Source organism: Nonomuraea thailandensis, from assembly GCF_024172165.1.
GTDB classification, from domain to species: Bacteria; Actinomycetota; Actinomycetes; order Streptosporangiales; family Streptosporangiaceae; genus Nonomuraea; species Nonomuraea thailandensis.
The window spans coordinates 3,316,187-3,336,483 of record NZ_JAMZEB010000002.1 but is presented as its reverse complement, the minus strand read 5'-3'; the positions used below and the strand labels follow the sequence as shown (position 1 = coordinate 3,336,483).

Sequence of the window (20,297 nt, the reverse complement as noted above, 5' to 3'; positions counted from 1 at the left end):
GCTCACCTCACGGGCGCCGGCGGGCGTGTCGCCGGCCGTTCCTGCCGGGTGGCGGCGGCGCGCAACGCCCGGTAGAGCAGGCGGGCGTCGCCCAGCCGGTGGCGCAGCACCCGCTCCAGGCCGCCGATGGGGACGAGGTTCTGCGGGGCCCGGGGGTCCTTGTAGTCGACGCCCGCCAGGGGCGGCAGGGCGTGGGTGACCGAGTCGGCCAGCCGTACCAGGGCGTCCAGGCCCAGATCGGCGCTCGCCTCGCAGCGTACGACGCCTGCCCAGGGCATGCCCGAGGGCGCGGGCAGGCGCACGTACCAGGCGTGGCGGCGCCAGCTCGTGCCCATGAGGAAGACCGGGGTGCGGCTGCCGGGCCGTAGCCGTGACACGGTGGCGGCCTGCGGCGCCGGCAGGTAGGCCGTGTGGTGCGTCTTGATGTAGCCGACGGTGCGGGGCAGGTGCGTACGCCCCCGCAGCGGGCCGTCCACCAGCAGCAGGTCGTCGTCGTCCGCCTCGGCCCTGTGCCGGATCGCGAGGTCCACCTCCAGCTGGGCGAGATGGCTCTGGAGCGCCAGGACCAGGTCGTCCATGCCGGAGCGCGGGGCGCGGCGGGCGCGGTAGCCGCCGGCGGTGGTCATGATGTCGCTCGCGTACGGCGACGCGCTGAACAGCGACCGGCTCACCTCCACGGCGACCGGCTCGGCGGGGGCGCCGGGGACGCATCGGACGATCCCGGCGGCACAGGACGCGGCGATCCCCGGCATCGGCCCGCCCTCGCCGCTTCCCCCCGGGAAGTGGCCGTCACCGGTCGCGGCGCCGCCCTGCGTGACCTCCCCGTTGCGGGACCCGACGGGCCCGTGCCCGGCCGCGCCGTTGCCGGACGTGGCAGCCTCATGCCCGGCCATGCCGTTGCCGGACGTGGCAGCCTCATGCCCGGCCGCGCCGTTGCCGGATGTGGCGGCTCCCGGCGCGGAGTCGCCGTCGCCGGGCGCGTACGTCCACAGCCGGGCGTCGATCCTGCGGACTCCGTCGGCGATCAGCAGGGCCTCGGGCGGCGGGGTGCCGGGGTCGGGAGTGATCGGGCGCCACCTGGCGGCGGGCAGCTCGACGTCCAGGTCGAGCTGCGCGCTGGTGGCGTCCAGCTCGGCCAGCGCCTCGGCGTGGAGCGCGGCCGTGTAGCCGGGATCCCACGGGTCCACGGTGAACGCGGTTGTCATGCGGTCACCCTGTGCAGGTGTGATCCCTTGGCGTCACGGCGGACCTCGAAGCGCACCGGGATCCGGTCGGCCAGCGCGGGCACGTGGGTGACCACGCCCACCATGCGCTCGCGCCCACCGGCGAGGCGTTCGAGGGTGGCGGCGACCGTGTCCAGGGTGGCCGGGTCGAGGCTGCCGAAGCCCTCGTCCAGGAAGAGCGAGTCGAGGCTGCGGGCCGCCGTCGCCGACAGCCCCGCCACCTGGTCGGACAGCGCCAGCGCCAGGGCGAGCGCGGCCTGGAACGTCTCGCCGCCCGACAGGGTGCGGGCGTTGCGCCGCATGCCCGCCTCGGCGTGGTCGATGACCTCGATCTCGTTCCTGGCGCCGAGTGCCAGCTCGTACTGGCCGTCGGACAGCTCGCGCAGGGTGTCGGAGGCGGCGGTGACCAGCAGGTCGAGCGCCTCGGTGCAGAGCCAGCGCTCGAACGCGTCCGCGCGAAGGCACTGGGCCAGCTCCTTGGCCACCCGCGCCCGCCCCTCCTCGGCCCTGGCCCGCTCGTCGAGCTCCCTGGCCGTGGCGCGGTTCTCCTGGACCCTGGCCAGGTGCGCCTGCGCCTCGGCGATCGCCGCCGCCACGAGCTCCCCGAACCGCCCGGCCGCCGGGCCTGGAACCGCCGCTCCTGGAGCGGTCCTCCCAGGAGCCGCCCTTCCGGGAGCCGCCCTTCCAGGAGGCTCCTTTTCCGGGGCGGCCGGCGCTGCGGCGGGTCCGGAGGTCTCCACGCCATGTTCCGCGAGGCGGGCGGCCACGGCGGACCAGAGCGTGCGGGCCCGGCGTTCGGCCTCGGCGACGCGGGCGTCCTGCTTCTCCAGCGCGGCCCGCTCGCGGACTCCGGCGTCGGCGCGCCAGGCGAGCAGTGCGGTCCAGGCGTGGTGGAGGTCGTCGCGGTCCAGGGGCGGCGCGCCGAGCGGCACCACGGTGTCGCGGGCGGCCTCCAGGTCGCGCCAGAGCCGGTCGGTCCTGCCGGTCAGTTCCTCGGCGCGCCGCTGTGCCGTGGCGAGCCGCGCCCGGGCGTCACGAGCCGCCTGCCTGAGCTTGGCGGCACGCCGCTCCGCCGCCCGCACCGCCGCGAGCCGCCCCTCCAGGTCGTCGCGATCGACGCCGGCGAGCAGATCATCCCCGCCATGCGGGCCGGAGCCCGCGAACGCCGCCTCAGCGTCCGGGTCGCCGGCCGTGCGTGCGCCGCGATCGGCCGGGTCACCGCCCGCGCGTGCGCCGCGATCGGCCGGGTCACCGCCCGCGCGTGCGGCACGATCGGCCGGGTCGCGCGCCAGGCCGGCGGCACGGCCGGTCAGCTCGTGGGCCGTGCGGGTGGCGTGTTCGACCAGCTCGTGGGCCGTGCGTTCGAGATGGCGGGTCTCCGACTCCGCCTCCGTGAGGCGGGCGCGGGCCTGCTCCGCCTCCTTGCGGCACGCCTTGACGTGCCGCTCGGCCGCCCGCAGGTCCGCCGAGGCCGGGTGGTGCGGCAGCCGTTCGACGGGCCGCAGGCACGTGGGGCAGTCCTGTCCGACGACGAGGCGGCGGGCCAGCTCGGCGCCGGCGTGGGCGTCGCGCAGCCGGTCCCTGGTCTCCTCGGCGTCGGCGAGCGCGGCGTCGAGGGTGCGGGCGCGGCCGGCGAGCGGTCCGAGCCCCGCCCGCGTCCGGGCGGCCCGCTCCTCGGCCGCCCGCAGCCCGGTGACGGCGCGTTCGTGCTCATCGGCCGCTCTGAGCACGTCCATCAGCACGTCCGGGTCGTCCAGGGCGGCCAGCTCGTCCTCGGCCCGCTGCTCGTCCGCCTCGGCGCTCTCGGCGTCGCGGGCGTGGTCGCGCGCCTCACCGGTCGCCGCGCGGACGGTCTCGGCCAGGGTCGGCACCTCCGGCGGCATGGCGAGGGAGGTCAGCGCGGCGACCCGCCCCCGCACGGCCTCCCGTTCCTCCGCCAGCCGGCGGATCTCCTCGGCCGAGCTCCTGAGGGCGTCCAGGTCGCCCCTGATCTGCTCGTCGAGGGCGCGCAGCGAGGCCAGCCGCGCTTCGGCCGCCCGTTCGGCGGGCTCGTCGGCGTCGGTGAGGCGGGCCAGCCGCTCGCGGGCGAACGTGGCGGCCTGCGCGGCGCCGCTCTCCTCCTGCACGGCCCGCTGCCTGATCCGCTCGTAGACGTCGGCGTCGAGCAGCTGCACCAGCAGGTCCTGCCGTTCGCGCGGCTGGGCGTGCAGGAACTCGGCGAACCTGCCCTGCGGCAGCACCACGCACTGGGTGAAGAACCTGTACTCCAGGCCGGTGATCCGCTGAACCTCGGCGGTGACGGCGGCGCCCTCCGCGACCGGCCGGGCGACGGCGCTCATCAGCTCGTCCAGCCCGGCCGTGGCCGGGACGGACGGCACGAGCTCCTCCAGCCGGGCCTCGGCGGTGTGCACCTTGCCCCTGGCGTCCCGCTTGAGCGCGCGGACGACGGCGTACCGGCGTCCGCCGGTCTCGAAGACCAGCGCCACCTTGGCGGCGACGGCGGACGGGGCCAGGGCGTGGGCGATGACGTTCTCCTTGCCCCAGCGGGGCACGGTGCCGTACAGGGCGAAGCAGATGGCGTCGATCAGCGTGCTCTTGCCCGCGCCGGTGGGGCCGACGAGGACGAAGTAGTCGACGTCGGAGAAGTCGACCGTGACGGGCTCGCGGAAGCTGCCGAAGTCGTCCAGGTGCAGTTTCAGCGGGCGCATCAGCCGGTGACCTCCTCGTGGAGCCGGTCGAACAGGGCGGCGACCTGGTCGTTGTCGCGTCCGGCGCCGGACAGGTAGTCGCGGAACAGCTCGCGTGGCCCCCGCGCCGCGCCGGAGGCCGGGGTGGCGCGCGGGTCGCGTACGGGCTGGAAGCGCTCGTGCACGCTCACCTCCAGCGCCGTGGGCAGGATCTCGCGCACGGTCTCGGCCAGCCCGGGCCGGGGCTTCTCCGCCACGATCACCCGCAGCCAGGTCTCGGTGAGATCGGCGGCCATGGCCTCCAGCTCCTCCAGCGTGCCCGTCCTGGTGGCCAGGCCGCGGGCGGAGGAGATCGGCGCCTCGCGCACCACGGCCGGGCGGCCGGGCTCGACGGTGACGAGCAGCGCGCCCGGCGTGTTGTCCTCCTCGCCGAAGTCGACGGCGAGGGGCGAGCCGCTGTACCAGATCGGGCAGGGGCCGGGGATCTGCTGGCGCCGGTGCAGGTGGCCGAGCGCGGCGTACTGGGTGGTGGCGGGGAACGCGGTGGGCTCGAAGTAGTAGGAGAAGATCGACTGGGCGCGGCGCTCGCCGCCGCCGAACCGGCCGCTCGGGAGCGTGCCGTGGGTGGTGACGAGGTTGACGGTGCCGGCCTCGAAGCCGGCGGTCAGTGCCTGGACGAGCTCGGCGACGCGGGCGGCGTAGTCGCGGTTGTGCTCGGCGGGGGTGCCGGCGAGCACGTCGGCGGCGCGCACGACGTACCGGTGCGACAGGAACGGCAGCGCGGCCAGCCGCACCGGCTCGCCCGAGCGGGCCGTGAAGGAGAGCGTGCCGCCCTGGTCGGGGCGGCGGAAGGTGCCGACGGCGTGGATGCCCAGCCTGCCGAGTATCGGCCGGTACACCTCCAGGAGCTGCGGGTTGTCGTGGTTGCCCGCCAGCACCACGACGTCGCGGCCGCCCTCGCGCAGCGCGAGCACCGCGTTCAGCACCAGCGCCTGCGCCTCGGGTGTGGGGGCGGAGGTGTCGAAGAGGTCACCCGCGACGATGACGGCGTCCACGTCCTCCTCGCGGGCCAGCGCGACGAGCTCGCTCAGCACCGCGCGGTGCTCGTCGGTGCGGGAGCGGCCCTTCAGTACCTTGCCGACGTGCCAGTCGGCGGTGTGCAGGATCTTCATGGGGAAGCGTCCTCAAAAGGGAGGGATGTCGTCGTCGGCGCCGGGGAGACCGGTGAAGGGGTCCGGGCCGCGTGTGACGGTGGCGGGCGGCTGCGCCGCCTCGGCCGGGCGGGTGGCCCAGGCGGGGAAGGGGAAGGTGACGGCGAGCGGCACGGGGATCTCCGGCTGGGCCACGAACATCGTGCCCGGCCGGGCGATCGTGGCACGTTCCCTGGCGGTGGCGGGGAGCCAGCCGTACTCGGGGCGGGTGGCCTCGGCGGGGTCGAGGCGGCCGGCGACGCGGACGGCGCTGTTGGCCACGATGCGGCGCTCGACCTCGGAGGCCGTCTGCTGGGCGCCGATGAGGATCACGCCCAGGGACCGGCCGCGCTCGGCCACGTCGAGCAGGATCTCCTTGATGGGCGACTCGCCCTCGCGGGGCGCGTACTTGTTCAGCTCGTCCAGCACCACGAACAGCAGCGGCCTGGCGGTGCCGGCGCTCTCCTTGCGGGAGAACTCGCCGCGCAGCGTCACGCCGACGACGAACCGCTGGGCCCGCTCGGGCAGGTTGTGCAGGTCCACGATGGACACTTGGGCGTCGGAGGTGCCGATCGAGTGCGGCCTGCCGCCGGGCAGGTCGCCGCGGACGATCGGCGACAGGGGACGCACGGCGCTGCGCAGCCGCCGCAGGAACGCGTTCACGGTGCCGAGCGGGGTCGGCGCGCCCGTCCACGCGGCGCGGGTGCCCTCGTCGGAGAGCTGCCCGGCGACGAAGTCGACCAGGTCGCCGAACGTGCGGCAGACCGGGCCCGCCTCGCCGTCGGGGCGGCGCACGCGGACCGCGCCGCCTACGCCGGCCGGCTCGGCCCAGGACTGCAGGCGGGCCGCCACCTGGCCGACCACCAGCGAGTACTGGGCCCGCTCGTCGTCGGCGTCGGTGAAGACGAACCGCAGCAACTCCTCGGCGCAGAACTCCGCCAGCGTCCAGTAGTAGGCGCTGACCGCCCGGGTCCTGGCCTGGACGTCGGGCACGCCGTTGGGGTCGCCGGGCCGCGGCGGGGCGAACACGTGGACGCTGCCGAAGGGGGCCGCGGGCAGGCCGAGCAGGTCGTAGCGGTCGCGGGCGGCGGCGTCGAAACGCGTGTTGGCGTGATCGAGGAAGAGCAGGTCCTCGCCTTTGACGGAGAAGATCAGCGCTTTGGTGTTGGCGGCCTCCGCGCCCAGCACTCCGGAGTTGAAAATGGAATACAGCAGGAATGTGGCGAACGACGTCTTCGTCGCCACTCCGGAAACGCCGGAGATCGACACGTGCGCGCCGCGGGTGCCGTCGAGGAAATCGAAATTCACGTACATCGGCCGGCCGTCGCGGCCCAGCCCCATGGGGACGCGACGGTCCATGACGTCGAAATAGAGCGCCTGGTCGCGGTCGCCGGCCTGCGCGCGGTAGGCCGGCGCGCCGGGTAGCGGCGGGACGAACACCTCCGGCTCCACCCTGGTGACGCGCACCTCGGCGCACTCGACGACGGCGGCGGGCAGCGCGCCGTCGGCGATGAGGAACACGTCGGAGTCGAACGCGGCCCCCTCGTGCCTGGCCTCGACCGCCGAGACCACCCCCGCGACCAGCACCGGCCCGAAGCCGGGCGTGTCGCGCCTGGTCACCACGACGTCGTCGAGCTGCACGACGCGGCCGGGCTCCAGGCCCACCCAGAACGACAGAGGCGAGGCGGCCTGCGTGCCGAGGACCCGGCCGATCGCGTCTCCCGACGCGGCGGCCCCTTCAGCCACCGCCTCCGCCTTTTCGATCACAAGTGCGCTCCCGCCCCAGGGGTTTCTCTTCCGGTCTTCCGCTGAATCCTAACTATCGGGAAAAAGTTCCTCGTCCCTTTCAATTGATCGTTTCCGGCATTTCCCCACCGGGCGGAGCGGTCACGAGCGGCGTTTCCCCCCAGGGCGTTTTCCAGCGCCGCACGCAGGTTGGTGCGCCCCGCCGCCCGCAGCCGGGCCCGGGCCGGAGACAGGCCGGGGACGGGCCGGGCGCCTGCTTCACGAGCCCCGCGTCGCGCCGGCGGTAGCGTGACAAGACCGTCCCACCTGGAGGTCTCCCGCATGACCATGGAGTACGCCACTCGGTACCGCACCCGCTCCCACCTCCCGCCGGACGCCGGCACGCCGTACTTCGTCGAGAAGGGCATGGGCGACCGGGCCCACCTGTTCGGCGACCTGATCACGGTCTACGCGGGCGGCGAGCAGACCGGGAACACCTTCAACTTCTTCACCTGCGAGGGCCCCAAGGGCAAGATCATCCCCGCGCACCTGCACGCGGACACGTACGAGGTGTTCTTCGTCACCCAGGGCGCGGTGCGGCTGTTCGTCGAGGACCTGGAAGGGCGGCAGCAGGAGAAGCTGCTGACCTCGGGCGACTTCGGGTTCGTGCCGAGGAACTGCCCGCACGCCTACCGCATCGAGCGCCACCACAGCCAGATCGTCGGCGTGGCGGCCAGGCCGGGGGGCACGTTCGAGCGCTTCTTCGAGTCGCTCGGCACGCCCACCGACGAGCTCGGCCTGCCCGCCGCGCCGTACGTGCCGGCGCCCGACAGGTTCGGCACCGTGCCGCAGCGCTACGACGTGCGCTTCCTGCCCGATCACGAGTGGCGCGTGTGACCGCCGGGGGGCCGGGGCGCCGCCGCCCCGGCCACGGCCACCGCCCCCGCCCGGCCCGCAGAAGGTCAAGTCGGTTGACTTAATTAAGCGGGTTGGCTTAGATGTGCGCAATCTACTTCTCTGGAGGCCACGTGACCGTCGAGCAGGTTCCGCACTACCCGTTCGCCAACCCCACCGCGCTGGAGCCCCCGCAGGAGTGGGCCGACCTGCGCGGCGGCTGCCCGATCGCCCCGATCCGGCTGGCCAGCGGCGACCAGGCGCTGCTGCTGACCCGCTACGACGACGTCAAGCAGGTCCTGTCCGACCCGCGCTTCACCCGCCAGCTCGACGCGCCGGACGCCGCCCGGGTGACCGCCAACGAGTCCGGCGGCGTGTTCGGCAGCGGCGGCAGCAGCATGAGCGGTGAGGAGCACCGGGCCTGGCGGCAGCTCGTGGGCAAGGCGTTCACGGCCAAGCGGGTCATGGCGATGCAGCCGAGGATCGAGGCCATGGCGGCGGAGCTGGCCGAGCGGATGACGGCCGAGGGGGCGCCCGCCGACCTGGTGGCCCACGTGGGCTTCCCGCTGCCGGTGTGGGCGATCTGCGACCTGCTCGGGGTGCCCGACTCCGATCGCGAGAAGTTCGCGTACTGGTCGGACACCATGCTGAGCATGACGAGGTTCGGCCAGGAGGAGATCGACGCCGCCCAGGCCGAGTTCGACGGCTACCTCGTCGCGCTGGTGGCGGCCAAGCGGGCCGTGCCGGGCGACGACCTGGTCAGCGAGCTGCTGGCGATGGTGGAGGGCCTGGACGGGCGGCTGACCGAGCAGCTCATGCTGGGCACCGCCAAGGGCCTGCTGGTGGCCGGGCACGAGACCACCGCCAACATGATCGGCAAGATGGTGGCGATGCTGCTGGCCGACCGTACGCGGTGGGAGGCGCTGCTGGCCGACCGCTCGCTGATCCGTACGGCGGCGGAGGAGGCGCTGCGCTTCGACGCCAACCCCGGCTTCGGCATGCCCCGCTACCTCAGCGAGGAGGTCGAGGTCGCGGGCGAGAAGCTGCCGGGCGGCACCACCGTGATCTGCAGCATGGCCTCGGCCAACCGCGACGAGCGGCAGTTCGAGCAGGCCGGCGAGATGCGCCTGGACCGCTCGCCCAACCCGCACCTGGCCTTCGGCGCCGGCCCGCACTCCTGCATCGGCCAGGCGCTGGCCCGCACCGAGCTGCAGACCGTGCTGAAGGTGCTGCTCGACAAGCTGCCCGGGCTGGAGCTGGCCGTCCCCGCCGACGAGCTGCGGCGCCGTGAGGGCCTGATCGTGGGCGGGCTGGAGCGGGTCCCGGTCCGGTGGTGAACACAGCAACCGGCACGACCACCGGCACAACCACCGGCACGACCACTGGCACGACCACTGGCACGGCTGCCAGGGCCGAGCGGGGACAGGAGACCCGCGAGGCCATCCTGGACGCCGCCGAGCGCCTGTTCGCCGAGCACGGCGTCGGCGAGGTGTCCAACCGCCAGATCAGCGAGGCGGCCGGGCAGGGCAACCACTTCGCCGTCGGCTACCACTTCGGCACCAAGGCCGGCCTGGTGCGGGCGCTCGTCCGCCGCTACACCGCGGAGCTGGAGGAGCGGCGGCTGCGGCTGCTGGAGGTGATCGGCGGCTCCGGCGACCTGCGCGACTGGGTGTCCTGCCTGGTCCGGCCGGCGACCGACCACCTCGACGCGCTCGGCGTGCGGAGCCGGCGGGCCCAGTGCATGGCGCAGATCAACACCGTGCCCGCCCTGCGGCAGATCGTCATCGACGAGTCCGCCGCCGCCCCGTCCATGCGCGCCACCCTCGACGGCATGCTGCGCCTGCTGCCCGACCTGCCCGAGCAGGTGCGCCAGGAGCGCGCCGACATGTGCCGCCTGCTGCTGGTGCACGCGCTGGCCGAGCGGGAGCGCGCGCTCAACGAGGGCGAGCCGACCGCGCGGACCACCTGGGACGCCGCCGCGACCGGCCTCGTCGACGCCCTGACCGGCCTCTGGCTGGCCCCCTCCACCCCGGGCCCGGCCCACTCCCCCACGAGAACGGATCACTGATGCGAGGACTGAACGGCAAGAGGATCGTCGTGGCCGGCGGCGCCACCGGCATCGGCGCCGCCACCGCGGAGCGGCTGGCCGAGGAGGGCTGCCGCGTCCTGGTCGGCGACGTCAACGCCGACGGCGCCGAGGCCACCGCCGGGCGGATCACCGCCGCCGGCGGCACCGCGGTCGCGGCCGTGTTCGACCTGTCCGACGAGGCGTCGGTCGAGGCGCTGTTCGAGCGGGCGGTGGCCGAGTTCGGCGGCGTGGACGGGCTGTTCAACGTGGGCGCCGACCTGTCGCCGGCCACGATCGGCCGCGACGGCGACCTGTCGGAGATGGACGTGGAGGTGTGGCGGCGCACCCTGGAGGTCAACCTGCTCGGCTACGCCCGCACCTGCCACGCGGCCATCCCGCTGATGCTGCGCGACGGCGGCGGGGCGATCGTCAACACCTCCTCCAGCGCCGCGTTCGTCGGCGAGCCGCTGCGCCCCGCCTACGCCGCGTCCAAGGCGGGCGTGAACGCGCTGACCCGGCACGTCGCCTCCCGCTGGGGCAAGGAGGGCATCCGCTGCAACGGCGTCTCCCCGGGCCTGGTCCTGTCGGAGACCGGCCTGGCGACGATGAGCGAGGAGTTCAAGGCCGGCGTGCTGGCCGCGATCCGCACCCCGCGCCTGGGCAAGCCGTCCGACCTGGCCTCGGCGGCGGCGTTCCTGCTGTCGGACGACGCCGAGTGGATCAACGGCCAGACCTGGTCGATCGACGGCGGCGGATCCCTCCACGACTGATCCGCCGCCACCCGCTCCAGCGCGCCCGCCCCAGCGCGGACGTCCCCGCGCGCCCGCCCCAGCGCGCCCGTCACAGCACGCCCGTCACAGCGCGGGCAGTCCCAGCAGCGGCCGGAGCAGCGCCGTGGTGCGCGCCTCGGTCGCCGACGGGCCGCCGGAGCGGGCGAGGTCGCTCACGATGTTCAGCGCCGCGTGCGTCCTGAAGCGGATCTCGGACGCCCCCTCCCCCGGGCGGATCCGGGCGACCAGGCCGGTCCAGGTGTCGACGTGCCGCCGCTGGGCGGCGCGTAGCCGCCGCAGGTCGGCCGGGGGCAGGCTCTCGCTCTCGGAGAGGTAGACGGCGGCCAGGTCGGCCTGGGCGAAGGTGGTCCCGACATAGGCGTCGACCAGCCGGCCCAGGGCCTGGGCCGGCGTGCCCGCGCCGGCGAGCGCCGCGGCCGTGGTGTGCTCCAGGCGGCTGGTGGCCCGGTAGTAGGCGGCGGCCAGCAGCTCGGCCTTGCTCGCGAAGTGCGTGTAGACGCTGGAGGCGTTGATCCCGGCGGCCTGGCCGATGTCGGAGATGCTCACCTGGTGGTAGCCGCGTTCGCGGAACAGCCGGATCGCCTCGGCGAGCAGCCGCTCGCGGCGGGGCAGCAGGGCGAACACGTCCGGCTCCTGCTTGCGCGGGGACGCCTGCCGCGGTGGCGCGGGCAGGTCCGCGTCGATGAGGACGGCGACGCAGTCGAGGAGCGTGCGCTCGGCCTTGCCCCTGGACAGGCTCGCACGGTGCGTGGCGGGGCTCGCGATCACGCTCAGCGTGGCGGCGATCAGGAGCGCGGCGTCCTGTCTGATCAGCCCGGGGCGGGCCCGCAGCAACTCCTCGCGCAGCGTGCGCACGGCGCCGTCGAACGGCGCGGCCAGCACCGCCCGCCCCTCCGCGTCGAGATGGCGTCCCTCCCACTGGTAGAGCCGCGCCACGGCGCGCCTGTCCAGGGTGTAGCGGACCAGCGCCAGCAGGGCGGCGCGCAGCCGGTCGGCGGGGGCGGCCTCGTGCGCGCCGGACCGCACGCACTCCGCGAAGCGCAGGCCCAGCTCCTTGACGGCCGCGGCGAGCACGGCCTGCTTGTTCGGGAAGTGCCGGTAGATGGCCGGGCCGGTGACGCCGATCTCCTGGGCGATGTCCTCGATGCCGACGTTGTGGTAGCCGCGGGCGCAGAACAGCTCCGCGGCGACGAGCGCGATCGTCTCCTTGCGGTCCCTGGGCCTGCGGCGCTGGGTGGTCGGCACCGTCCGAGTGTAGCGAGCCGCGAGGTGACCCGAGAATCGCCCTCTATCAGATCGTGACAATGCTTCTAGCTGGGTAAACAGGAGAATAAGTAAGTGCTGATTCGGATGCATTGACAGTAGAACGATGTTCGGGATCTGATGGATGCGCTCAATGCCCAGGCGAAGGGAGCGTTCGATGGTGACAGAGGAGGACGTGCGCGCGGCGGTCGGGGCGCACACGGTGCCGGGGCTGCTGCGGCGCAACGCCGACGAGCACGGCGGGCTGCCCGCGCTGACCGGGGCCGACGGGAGCACCTGGACCTGGCGGGAGCTGCACGAGCGGGTGCTGGCCGCGGCGAACGGGCTGCGGGCGCTGGGGCTGCGGCGCGGCGAGCGCATGCTCATCGGCATGGCGAGCCGCCCGGAGCACTGGGTCGTCGACCTGGCGGCGGTCGAGCTGGGCGCGATCCCGTGCACGACGTACGCGACGCTGAGCCCGGAGCAGATCCGGCAGGTCGCCGTGCACAGCGGGGCGAGCGTGGTCGTGCTGGAGGGCCCGGCCGAGCTGGCGCGCTGGGAGCTCGCGCTGGCCGCGATGCCCGCGCTGAAGGGCGTCGTCGTGGTGGACGACGCGGATGGCACGCACACGAGCTACGCCCGCCTGCTGGAGGCCGGGCCCGGCGAGCCCGCCGAAGCGGAGGCCGCCCAGGACGACCCGGTGGCGATGATCTACACCTCGGGCACGACGGGTGACCCGAAGGGCGTGGTGCTGTCGCATCTCAACGTGCTCTACCAGTGCGCGCTCCAGGAGCTGGTGCAGCCGGTGCCCGCGCATCCCAGGACGGTGGCGTACCTGCCGCTCGCCCACATCGCCGAGCGGGTGCTCGGCATCTACCTGCCGCTCTACGCCGCGGGACACGTGACGATCTGCAACGACTCCACCCGCCTGCTCGCCACGCTGACCGCGGTGCGGCCGCAGGCGTTCTTCGGCGTGCCGCGCGTATGGGAGAAGTTCGCGGCCGGCCTGCAGCACGCGCTGTCCGGTCTGGAGGGCGGCGCCCGCGACGCGGTCGGCCGGGCACGGGAGCTGGCCGCCGAGGCGTACCGGATCCGCGCCACCGGCGCTCCCCTGCCCGACGAGCTCGCCGGAGCGCTCCAGCAGGCCGACCAGGCGGTGCTGCGCCCGCTGCGCGAGCGGATCGGGCTGGCCGAGGCGGTCCGGCTGGGCAGTGGCGCCGCGCCCGTCCCCGCCGAGGTGCTGGAGTTCTTCGGCAGCCTCGGCATGACGATCATGGAGGTGTGGGGCCTCAGCGAGACCACGGGCGCGGCCACCAGCACGTTCACCGACCGCTATCAGGCCGGCACGGTCGGCCTGCCCATGCCGGGGATGGAGCTGCGGCTGGCCGAGGACGGCGAGGTCCTGGTGCGCGGGCCGCTGGTGTTCCCCGGCTACCTCCAGCAGGACGGGCGGATCGAGCCGGTGGTGGACGCCGGCGGCTGGCTGGCGACCGGCGACATCGGCCGGTTCGGCGAGGACGGGCTGCTGCGGATCGTCGACCGCAAGAAGGAGATGATCATCACTTCGAGCGGCAAGAACATCGCGCCGAGCGCGGTCGAGTCGCTGCTGCGGGCGCACCCGCTGATCGGCTACGCCGTCGTGGTGGGCGACCGCCGCCCGTACCTGACGGCGTTGCTGATGCTGGACGAGGAGGCCGCTCCCGCCTGGGCCGCCGCCCAGGGCCTGGCCTCCGTGGAGCTGAAGGAGCTCGCGGCGGAGCCGCGGGTGCTCCAGGAGGTGACGGCGGCCGTCGAGCGGGCGAACGCGGCACTGTCGCGGCCGGAGCAGGTGAAGGCGTTCCGCGTGCTCGACCACGCGTGGAGCCCGGCGAGCGGGGAGCTCACCCCGTCGCTGAAGCTGCGGCGGCGCGTGATCGAGCGGCGCTACGCCGAGGTGATCGAGGAACTCTACGCGGAAGGTTCGTGACTTGACCCTGACCGATGAGCGGCGCGACTTCGTGGCCGCGATCGAGGACTTCTGCCGGCGCGAGGCGGGCACCCGCGAGCAGTGGCTGAAGCTGACCGGCGGCGGCGCGGAGCCGCACAACGCCGAGCTGTACGGGAAGATGGCCGAGCTCGGCTGGCTGGGCGTGGCCGTGCCCGAGCAGTACGGCGGCGCCGGCCAGAGCATGGTCGACCTCCTGCTGTTCCTGGAGACGACCGCCTACTGGCAGGTGCCGATCGGCGGGTTCGCCACGTCCGCGATCACCGCCGCGTCCTACGAGAAGTTCGGCAGCGAGGAGCAGAAGAGCCGCGTGCTCGGCGACTTCCTGCGCGGCAAGGTGCTGGCGGTGTCGATGTCGGAGCCCGGCGCCGGCTCCGACGTGGCCGCGCTGGCGTGCCAGGCCGAGCGACGCGACGGCGGCTGGGTGGTCAACGGCCAGAAGACGTGGTGCTCCAACGCGCACATCGCCGAGCACATCCTGCTCGTCGCGCGGACGTCCGCCTCCGGCGACAGGCACGACGGGCTCACCATGTTCTCGGTGCCGGCCGGAGCCGGCGGGCTCGAGGTGCGCGGCATCGAGACGATGGGCGGCAGGGAGGTCAACGACCTCTACTTCACCGACTGCCTCCTGCCGGAGGACGCGGTGGTCGGCCAGGTCGGACAGGCCTGGCGGCAGCTCATGGCGGGCCTGAACCTGGAGCGGATGATCCTGGCCGGGCTGATGCTGGGCACCGCGCGCCGGGTGTTCGACGACACGGTGGCCTACGTACGCGAGCGCCGCCAGTTCGGCCGCCCCGTCGGCAGCTTCCAGGCGCTGCGGCACCGCCTCGCCGACCACGCCACCGAGCTGGAGTGCACCCGGCTGCTGGTGCACGACGTGGCGCGGCGGATCGAGGCCGAGCCGGAGCGCCTGCTCCCGCGCGAGGCGTCGATGGCCAAGCTGAAGGCCACGGAGCTGGCCAAGGCCCTGGCGCTGGACGGCATGCAGATGATGGGCGGCTACGGCTACGCCGTCGAGTACGGCATGGAACGCCTGCTGCGCTCCACGGTGGTCTCCACCGTGTACGGCGGCACCAGCGAGATCCAGCGCGACATCATCGGCAAGTCCTACGGGCTCTGAGGTGGCGCCCCCGGACCCGGGGGCGCCACCCTTCACATGTTCCCGGCGCCTGCCCTGATCGCCTCGCGGATGCGGAAGTAGGTGCCGCACCGGCAGATGTTGCGGATGCCGTCGAGATCCTCGTCGGTGATCGCGCGGCCCTCCGCGGCCACCTGCTCGACCAGCGCCACGGCGGCCATGATCTGGCCCGGCTGGCAGTAGCCGCACTGGGCGACGTCGTGGTCGAGCCAGGCCTGCTGCATGGGGTGCAGGTCCTCGCCGGTCGCCAGCCCCTCGATGGTGGTGACCTCGTCGGACGGCTGAAGCCGCCCGACGGGGATCGCGCAGGGGTTGACCGCCCTGCCGTTGAGGTGGCTGGTGCACGCCTTGCAGACGTTGATGCCGCAGCCGTACTTGGGGCCGGTGATGCCGAGGACGTCGCGCAGCACCCACAGCAGGCGCACGTCGTCGGCGACGTTCACGGTGACCTGCTCGCCGTTGACGCGGAAGGTGTGCTCAGGCACCCTGCGCTCCTCGGTCCAGGCCGTCGGCGGGCGACGGCGGGATGGGCGGGACGGTGGGTTTGGGGGTGAAGGAGAGGGTGCCGTGGTTGATCGGGAAGCTGGTGGGCATCGTGCCGGTCGCCCGGCCGTACGCGCAGGCGACCGCGGCCATCGAGGCGGCGACGCCCAGCTCTCCGGCGCCCCCGGGCTGGTCGGAGGTGCTGGGCATGACGATGATCCGCAGGTCCGGCGGGGTGTTCCACTGCCGGGTGTAGAAGTAGTTGTCCCAGCTCGCTTCAAGGAAGTACCCGTCGCGCAGGTGCAGGCTGGCGGTCAGGGCCAGCGCGATGCCGTCCATGATGCCGCCCATCATCTGCGCCTCCAGGCCGCGCGGGTTGACGGCCAGGCCGACGTCCACCGCGAAGACGGCCCTGGTGACGCGCGGCCCGCCCACGCCGTTGCGGATGGGACGGCCGACGGTCGCGGGCCGGCAGTCGATCTCCACCAGGCAGGCGCTGACCGACTTGTACTCGGCGTGGAACGCGATGCCCTGCGCGGTGCCCGGCTGCATCGCCCGGCCCCAGCCGCCGGCCTCGGCCACCTTCGCCAGCACCGCCCGGGACCGCTCGTCGTCCAGGCGGTCGTGCCGGAACCGGTAGGCGTCCTTGCCCATCCGCGCGGCGAGCTGGTCGACGATGAGCTCGCGGGCGCAGGTCACGTCGGGCGAGTAGACGTTGCGCATGCTGCCGGTGTTGAAGCTCTTGTCCGTCTCGGCGAGCAGCCGGCTGCTGACGCCGAAGTCGTAGGACATGGCCTGGCTGAGGTGGAAGAACGTCTGCGAGAAGCCGATGTCGCCCACCGGGAGCCGCGCCGCCAGCGCGGTGAAGATCTCGCCGAGCCCGTGGCCGAGGTCGGTGGCGACGCTGGTGTGCCGCTGCTTGTAGCTGAGCACGGTGTCGCCGAGGTAGGAGACGCGTACCCGTGAGGTGGCCATGGGATGGGCGCGGCCCTGGCGGGAGTCGTCGGCGCGGTGCCACATGAGCTTGACCGGCTTGCCGATCTTCTGGGACACCTCGGCGGCCTCCAGCGCGGCGTCGAAGAAGAGCTTGCGGCCGAACGAGCCGCCGCCCTCGGTGACGTGCACGGTGACCTTGCCGACCGGCAGGCCTAGCTTGGCGGCGATGGTCTGCTGGGCGACGATCGGCGACTTCAGCGCCGACCAGATCTCGGCGCTGCCTGGCCGCACGTCGGCGATCGCGCAGTTGGGCTCCAGGGCGCTGTTGCTGCGGAAGTAGAACGTGAACGCGCCCTCGACGACGGGGGTCGGCGGCCTGAGCCCCATCGGCAGCTCGGCGGCCTGCAGCTCCCGCAGCACGCTCGCGTCGGACTTGCCCGCCGCGGTGCCGGGTCTCCAGGAGACCTTCAGGGCGCGTACGGCGTCGATGCACTGGCCGAACGTCTCGGCGCGCACCGCCACCCCGGTGGAGATCACCACGGCGTCGGTGACTCCCGGCATGGCCCGGACCTCGGCGAGGTTGGCCACCGAGGCGACCTTGCCGTTGATGGTCGGCGGGCGGCACACCATCGTCGGCCTTGCGTCCGGGACGTCGAGGTCCATCGTGAACTTCTTGCGCCCGGTCACCGCGTCCCGCGCGTCGACGCGGTTGTGCGGCCGGCCGATGACGGTGAAGCTCTGGCGCGGCGCCAGCTGCACCGACACCTGCTGGGTGCGGCTGCTCGCGGCCTTCGTGGCGAGCGCGCCGATGTCGAGGCCGCGGCCGGAGCGATCGCTGATCACCCCGGCCTTCAGAGTCAGGCCGCTGACCGGCGTGCCGAGCTCGGCCGCCGCGGCCGACAGCAGCCGGGTGCGGGCGATGGCGGCGGCCACCCGGATCGGGACGTACGTCGAGATGGTGGTGTTCGACGCGCCGGTGAGCTGGTTGAACAGCAGCTCAGGCCGGGCGTCGGCGAGCGTGACGCGTACCCGCTCCAGCGGCACGGCCAGCTCCTCGGCGATCAGCATGGCCGTCGAGGTGGTGATGCCCTGCCCCACCTCGGCCCGCGGCAGCGCGAACGACACGGTGCCGTCGGCGCGGACCTCGACCGAGATCAGGGCCGAGGTCGGCAGGGCCGCGGCCGTCATGACGTCGTTGAGGTCGATCAGCTCCGTCAGCTCCGTCAGCTCCGTAAGCTCGGCCGGGGCCGGCGCCGGGGCGGCGGCGGCCGGCGGCGCCGGAGGGGCGAGCTCGGCGGCGGCCACCAGGGTCGGCGCCGCCACCACGTAGCCGAGGAACCGCCGCCGCCCGATCGCCTCGTCCGGCGCGCCGCCGTCGGGTCCGGTCATGAGCCCGGACGGTTGGCCGTAGGAATCTCGATCTTGGTCTCCTTGCCCTTGGTGAGGAAGAACAGGATGTAGCGCCGCACGGCCTCGTCGATGATCCAGGCGGTCTCGGGCACCAGCGGCAGCGGGACGAGCCCTTCGCGGAACTTGACCAGCTTCGGCCAGAGGCTCCTGATGAGCGGGTCCCAGATCGGCTCGCGGCGGATGCCGTTCCAGTCGGCCACCTGGTCTCCGACGAGGTAGCGGGCCAGCGCGTTGCACAGGGGCCGGCTGACGCTCAGCGGGCTGGTCTGCTCGGCGAGCTGGCTCAGCAGGATGTCGGTCAGCTCCACGCCCTCGGTCGTCGGGCCCATGTTGCGGGGCAGGATCTGGTCCGACTGGGCGTTGGCCGCGTCCCAGGTGGCCGGGATGTACTCCTCCTTGATGCCGAGCAGGTGCGCGGTCACCTGCCAGACGTGCAGGTACGCCGCGGACTCGGCGGGCCTGATCGGGACCTGCCATTCGAGCATCTTGCGCATGGCGAAGGTCGGCAGCGTGTGCCAGGTGACGAGCATGTCCTCCTGGCTGATCGGGATGTCGCCGCCCCAGTGGGGCGACTGCTGCAGCAGATGCCGTACGGCGGCGTGCACCAGCCGGGTCTTGACGCACTCGACGACGCACGTGCCGTCAGGCCGGTAGGCGTTCAGCGCCCCGACGGCGAACCCGAAGATGCTGGTCTTGGCGACGCGGTCCTCCATGTCCGCGCCGCCCTTGGAGTAGTAGACCGCGCGGGCCTCGTTGGGGATGGCGGTGGCCAGCATGCCGCCGCCCACGCCGTTGCACAGGTTGAGGTAGATCCCCCTGGACTTGTTGAACTGGGCCGCGAGCTCCAGCTTGGCCTGGTCTGCCCAGGACGGCATCCTGCGGGCGCGCTCCATGAAGTCCCGCAGGTCCGCCGGCAGGCCGTCGGGTAACGGCTGGTCGTTGCGGTTCCAGTCCCACAGCAGGCGGTTGACCTCGGGGATGGCGCCGCGATCGAGCAGCGAGGCGAGGAGCGCGTCGGCCTCCTCGTCCCAGACCCACCGCGGGTCGGCGCCGGCGCCGGCGCCCGCGATCGAGCCCTGGGGCGACCATGTCCACGCATATGCGGGGGACGCCATCGCCAGCGCTCCCAGCGCCCCGAGGGCGCCTCCAGAGACCAGCATCCTGCGCCTGCTCAGCTCCGCCATGAACGACCGTTCCTTTCTGTCCGCCTGGCGCCCCGCTCAGGAGGGGCGATTGGTCACCGGGATCTCGATGCTGATGGGCCGCGCCTCCGACAGGAAGAGCAGCGCCGCCTTGCGCAGGAACTCGTCGAAGAGCCAGTACGCCTCCGGCGCGAGCGGCAGGGGAAGCAGCCCTTCGCGGACCGCGATGAACGGCTTCCAGGAGAGCCGGAGCAGCGGGTCCCAGACCGGCTCCCTGGGGATCTTGAGCCAGCCGGCGATCTCGTCGCCCAGCATGAAGCGGGTGAAGGAGCCGAGGATCGGCTTGCTGAGGATGCCCGCGTCGACGGAGGAGCCGAGGTTGAGCAGGATGTCGGCCAGCTTGATGCCCTCGGGCGTGGGGGCCAGGATCGGGGTCAGGACCTGCCCGGCCTGGCTGTTGGCCTCCGCCCACGAGGCGGGGATGTACTCGTCCTTGATGCCGAGCATGTGCGCGCCCACCTGCCAGGAGTGCAGGAAGGCCGTGGACTCGGAGCTGGGGATGGGGATCTTCCAGGCGACCATCTTCTGCATGACGGTCGTGGGCAGGCTGTGCCAGGTGACCATCATGTCCCGCTGGCTGATCGGGATGTCCTCCTCGGCGACGCCCGGCCAGTGCGGCGACTGCGGCAGCAGGTGCCGTACGGCGGCGTGCACCAGCCGGGTCTTGACGCAGGTCACGATCATCTCGCCGTCGGGCCGGTAGGCGTTGTGCGAGCCGATGTCGTAGCCGAGCTTGGCGGTCTTGGAGATGCGGTCCTTCATGTCCGCGCCGCCCTGGGAGTAGTAGACGGCACGGGCCTCCTTGGGGATGACCGTGCTCATCATGCCGCTGGCCAGCCCGTACAGGACGCCGAGATAGAGCCCGCGCTTCTTGTTGAACTCGACCGCGAGGTCGAGCTTGGCCTGGTCGGCCCACGACGGGAGCTGCCGGGCGCGCTCCATGAAGTCCCGCAGGTCCGCCGGCAGCCCGCTGGGTAACGGCTGGCCGTTCTTGGTCCAGGTGCGCAGCAGCTCGTTGACCCTGGGCACGTCGCCCCGGTCGAGCAGCGAGGCCACCAGGGGGTCGGCCTCCTCGTCCCACACCCAGCGGGGGTCGAGCCCTGCCCCGGTGCCCGCGACCGAGCCCTGGGGTGACCACGTCCACGCGTGTGCGGGGCTCGCGATGCTCAGCGCGCCCATCGCGCCGAGCGCGCCACCCGCCTTCAGCATGTTGCGCCTGCTGAGTTCACCCATGCTTCGCTCCTCCTTCGACGAGGCCGGGAACGTGCACTGATACGATGAAACGCCTTGCGCTTCTGCGTATCATGACAGCACAACGTGACGG

At 73.4% G+C, this 20,297-nt stretch carries 15 protein-coding genes; 6 read left to right on the top strand and 9 right to left on the bottom strand.

What is annotated here, in order from left to right:
* Window positions 1–2: 2 nt before the first annotated feature.
* The 4 genes from HD597_RS18865 to HD597_RS18850 are packed head-to-tail and all read right to left on the bottom strand — an operon-like array spanning window position 3 to window position 6,867.
* Window positions 3–1,205: a hypothetical protein gene (locus tag HD597_RS18865; RefSeq protein ID WP_253743966.1), complete on the bottom strand. Its 1,203-nt coding sequence runs from the start codon at window positions 1,203–1,205 to the stop codon at window positions 3–5.
* On the bottom strand, window positions 1,202–3,931 hold the full coding sequence (locus tag HD597_RS18860; RefSeq protein ID WP_253743965.1) for an AAA family ATPase: 2,730 nt from the start codon (window positions 3,929–3,931) through the stop codon (window positions 1,202–1,204). Before HD597_RS18860 ends, HD597_RS18865 begins: the two co-directional genes overlap by 4 nt.
* Window positions 3,931–5,082: an exonuclease SbcCD subunit D gene (locus tag HD597_RS18855; RefSeq protein ID WP_253743964.1), complete on the bottom strand. Its 1,152-nt coding sequence runs from the start codon at window positions 5,080–5,082 to the stop codon at window positions 3,931–3,933. The genes HD597_RS18860 and HD597_RS18855 overlap by 1 nt, the downstream gene beginning before the upstream one ends.
* A 12-nt stretch (window positions 5,083–5,094) precedes the next feature.
* Window positions 5,095–6,867, bottom strand: a complete 1,773-nt coding sequence (locus tag HD597_RS18850; RefSeq protein WP_253743963.1) for an ATP-binding protein — start codon at window positions 6,865–6,867, stop codon at window positions 5,095–5,097.
* A gap of 267 nt (window positions 6,868–7,134) precedes the next feature.
* Between HD597_RS18850 and HD597_RS18845 the strand changes: the two genes are divergently transcribed.
* The 4 genes from HD597_RS18845 to HD597_RS18830 all read left to right on the top strand — a co-directional run bounded on the left by HD597_RS18845 (window position 7,135) and on the right by HD597_RS18830 (window position 10,557).
* The gene (locus tag HD597_RS18845) at window positions 7,135–7,722 is read left to right on the top strand and encodes a quercetin 2,3-dioxygenase (RefSeq protein WP_253743962.1); all 588 of its coding nucleotides are present in this window, start codon (window positions 7,135–7,137) and stop codon (window positions 7,720–7,722) included.
* 101 nt (window positions 7,723–7,823) lie between these two features.
* Complete coding sequence (locus HD597_RS18840; protein ID WP_345694487.1) at window positions 7,824–9,056, top strand: cytochrome P450; 1,233 nt, start codon at window positions 7,824–7,826, stop codon at window positions 9,054–9,056.
* Complete coding sequence (locus HD597_RS18835; protein WP_253743960.1) at window positions 9,050–9,787, top strand: TetR/AcrR family transcriptional regulator; 738 nt, start codon at window positions 9,050–9,052, stop codon at window positions 9,785–9,787. The genes HD597_RS18840 and HD597_RS18835 overlap by 7 nt, the downstream gene beginning before the upstream one ends.
* Window positions 9,787–10,557 (top strand): SDR family NAD(P)-dependent oxidoreductase, encoded by a 771-nt coding sequence (locus tag HD597_RS18830; RefSeq protein WP_253743959.1) that lies wholly within the window; start codon window positions 9,787–9,789, stop codon window positions 10,555–10,557. The genes HD597_RS18835 and HD597_RS18830 overlap by 1 nt, the downstream gene beginning before the upstream one ends.
* An 84-nt stretch (window positions 10,558–10,641) precedes the next feature.
* Here the strand turns inward: HD597_RS18830 and HD597_RS18825 are convergent, their stop codons facing one another.
* Window positions 10,642–11,823, bottom strand: coding sequence for a TetR/AcrR family transcriptional regulator (locus HD597_RS18825; protein WP_253743958.1), 1,182 nt, complete (start codon window positions 11,821–11,823; stop codon window positions 10,642–10,644).
* A gap of 175 nt (window positions 11,824–11,998) precedes the next feature.
* On the opposite strand from HD597_RS18825, the gene HD597_RS18820 reads away from it, so the two are divergent.
* On the top strand, window positions 11,999–13,786 hold the full coding sequence (locus HD597_RS18820; protein ID WP_253743957.1) for an AMP-dependent synthetase/ligase: 1,788 nt from the start codon (window positions 11,999–12,001) through the stop codon (window positions 13,784–13,786).
* Between the two features lies 1 nt (window position 13,787).
* Window positions 13,788–14,924 carry an acyl-CoA dehydrogenase family protein gene (locus tag HD597_RS18815; protein WP_253743956.1) on the top strand — a complete coding sequence of 379 codons (1,137 nt, stop codon included), beginning with the start codon at window positions 13,788–13,790 and terminating at the stop codon, window positions 14,922–14,924.
* Between the two features lie 32 nt (window positions 14,925–14,956).
* Here the strand turns inward: HD597_RS18815 and HD597_RS65860 are convergent, their stop codons facing one another.
* Genes HD597_RS65860 through HD597_RS18795 form a run of 4 tightly spaced genes read right to left on the bottom strand, consistent with a single transcriptional unit; the run spans window position 14,957 to window position 20,206 of the window.
* Window positions 14,957–15,427, bottom strand: coding sequence for a (2Fe-2S)-binding protein (locus HD597_RS65860; RefSeq protein WP_253743955.1), 471 nt, complete (start codon window positions 15,425–15,427; stop codon window positions 14,957–14,959).
* Window positions 15,420–17,750 (bottom strand): molybdopterin cofactor-binding domain-containing protein, encoded by a 2,331-nt coding sequence (locus tag HD597_RS18805; RefSeq protein ID WP_253743954.1) that lies wholly within the window; start codon window positions 17,748–17,750, stop codon window positions 15,420–15,422. The genes HD597_RS65860 and HD597_RS18805 overlap by 8 nt, the downstream gene beginning before the upstream one ends.
* Window positions 17,747–18,955, bottom strand: a complete 1,209-nt coding sequence (locus tag HD597_RS18800; RefSeq protein ID WP_253743953.1) for an oxygenase MpaB family protein — start codon at window positions 18,953–18,955, stop codon at window positions 17,747–17,749. Before HD597_RS18800 ends, HD597_RS18805 begins: the two co-directional genes overlap by 4 nt.
* A 36-nt stretch (window positions 18,956–18,991) precedes the next feature.
* Window positions 18,992–20,206, bottom strand: a complete 1,215-nt coding sequence (locus tag HD597_RS18795) for an oxygenase MpaB family protein (protein WP_253743952.1) — start codon at window positions 20,204–20,206, stop codon at window positions 18,992–18,994.
* Window positions 20,207–20,297: the final 91 nt, after the last annotated feature.

What these genes read in the sequence shown, in the direction of transcription:
- HD597_RS18865 (WP_253743966.1), bottom strand. Translation starts at nt 1,205, where the DNA reads ATGACAACCGCGTTCACCGTGGACCCGTGGGATCCCGGCTACACGGCC.
- HD597_RS18860 (WP_253743965.1), bottom strand. Translation starts at nt 3,931, where the DNA reads ATGCGCCCGCTGAAACTGCACCTGGACGACTTCGGCAGCTTCCGCGAG.
- HD597_RS18855 (WP_253743964.1), bottom strand. Translation starts at nt 5,082, where the DNA reads ATGAAGATCCTGCACACCGCCGACTGGCACGTCGGCAAGGTACTGAAG.
- HD597_RS18840 (WP_345694487.1), top strand. Translation starts at nt 7,824, where the DNA reads ATGTGCGCAATCTACTTCTCTGGAGGCCACGTGACCGTCGAGCAGGTT.
- HD597_RS18830 (WP_253743959.1), top strand. Translation starts at nt 9,787, where the DNA reads ATGCGAGGACTGAACGGCAAGAGGATCGTCGTGGCCGGCGGCGCCACC.
- HD597_RS18820 (WP_253743957.1), top strand. Translation starts at nt 11,999, where the DNA reads ATGGTGACAGAGGAGGACGTGCGCGCGGCGGTCGGGGCGCACACGGTG.
- HD597_RS18805 (WP_253743954.1), bottom strand. Translation starts at nt 17,750, where the DNA reads ATGACCGGACCCGACGGCGGCGCGCCGGACGAGGCGATCGGGCGGCGG.
- HD597_RS18800 (WP_253743953.1), bottom strand. Translation starts at nt 18,955, where the DNA reads ATGGCGGAGCTGAGCAGGCGCAGGATGCTGGTCTCTGGAGGCGCCCTC.
- HD597_RS18795 (WP_253743952.1), bottom strand. Translation starts at nt 20,206, where the DNA reads ATGGGTGAACTCAGCAGGCGCAACATGCTGAAGGCGGGTGGCGCGCTC.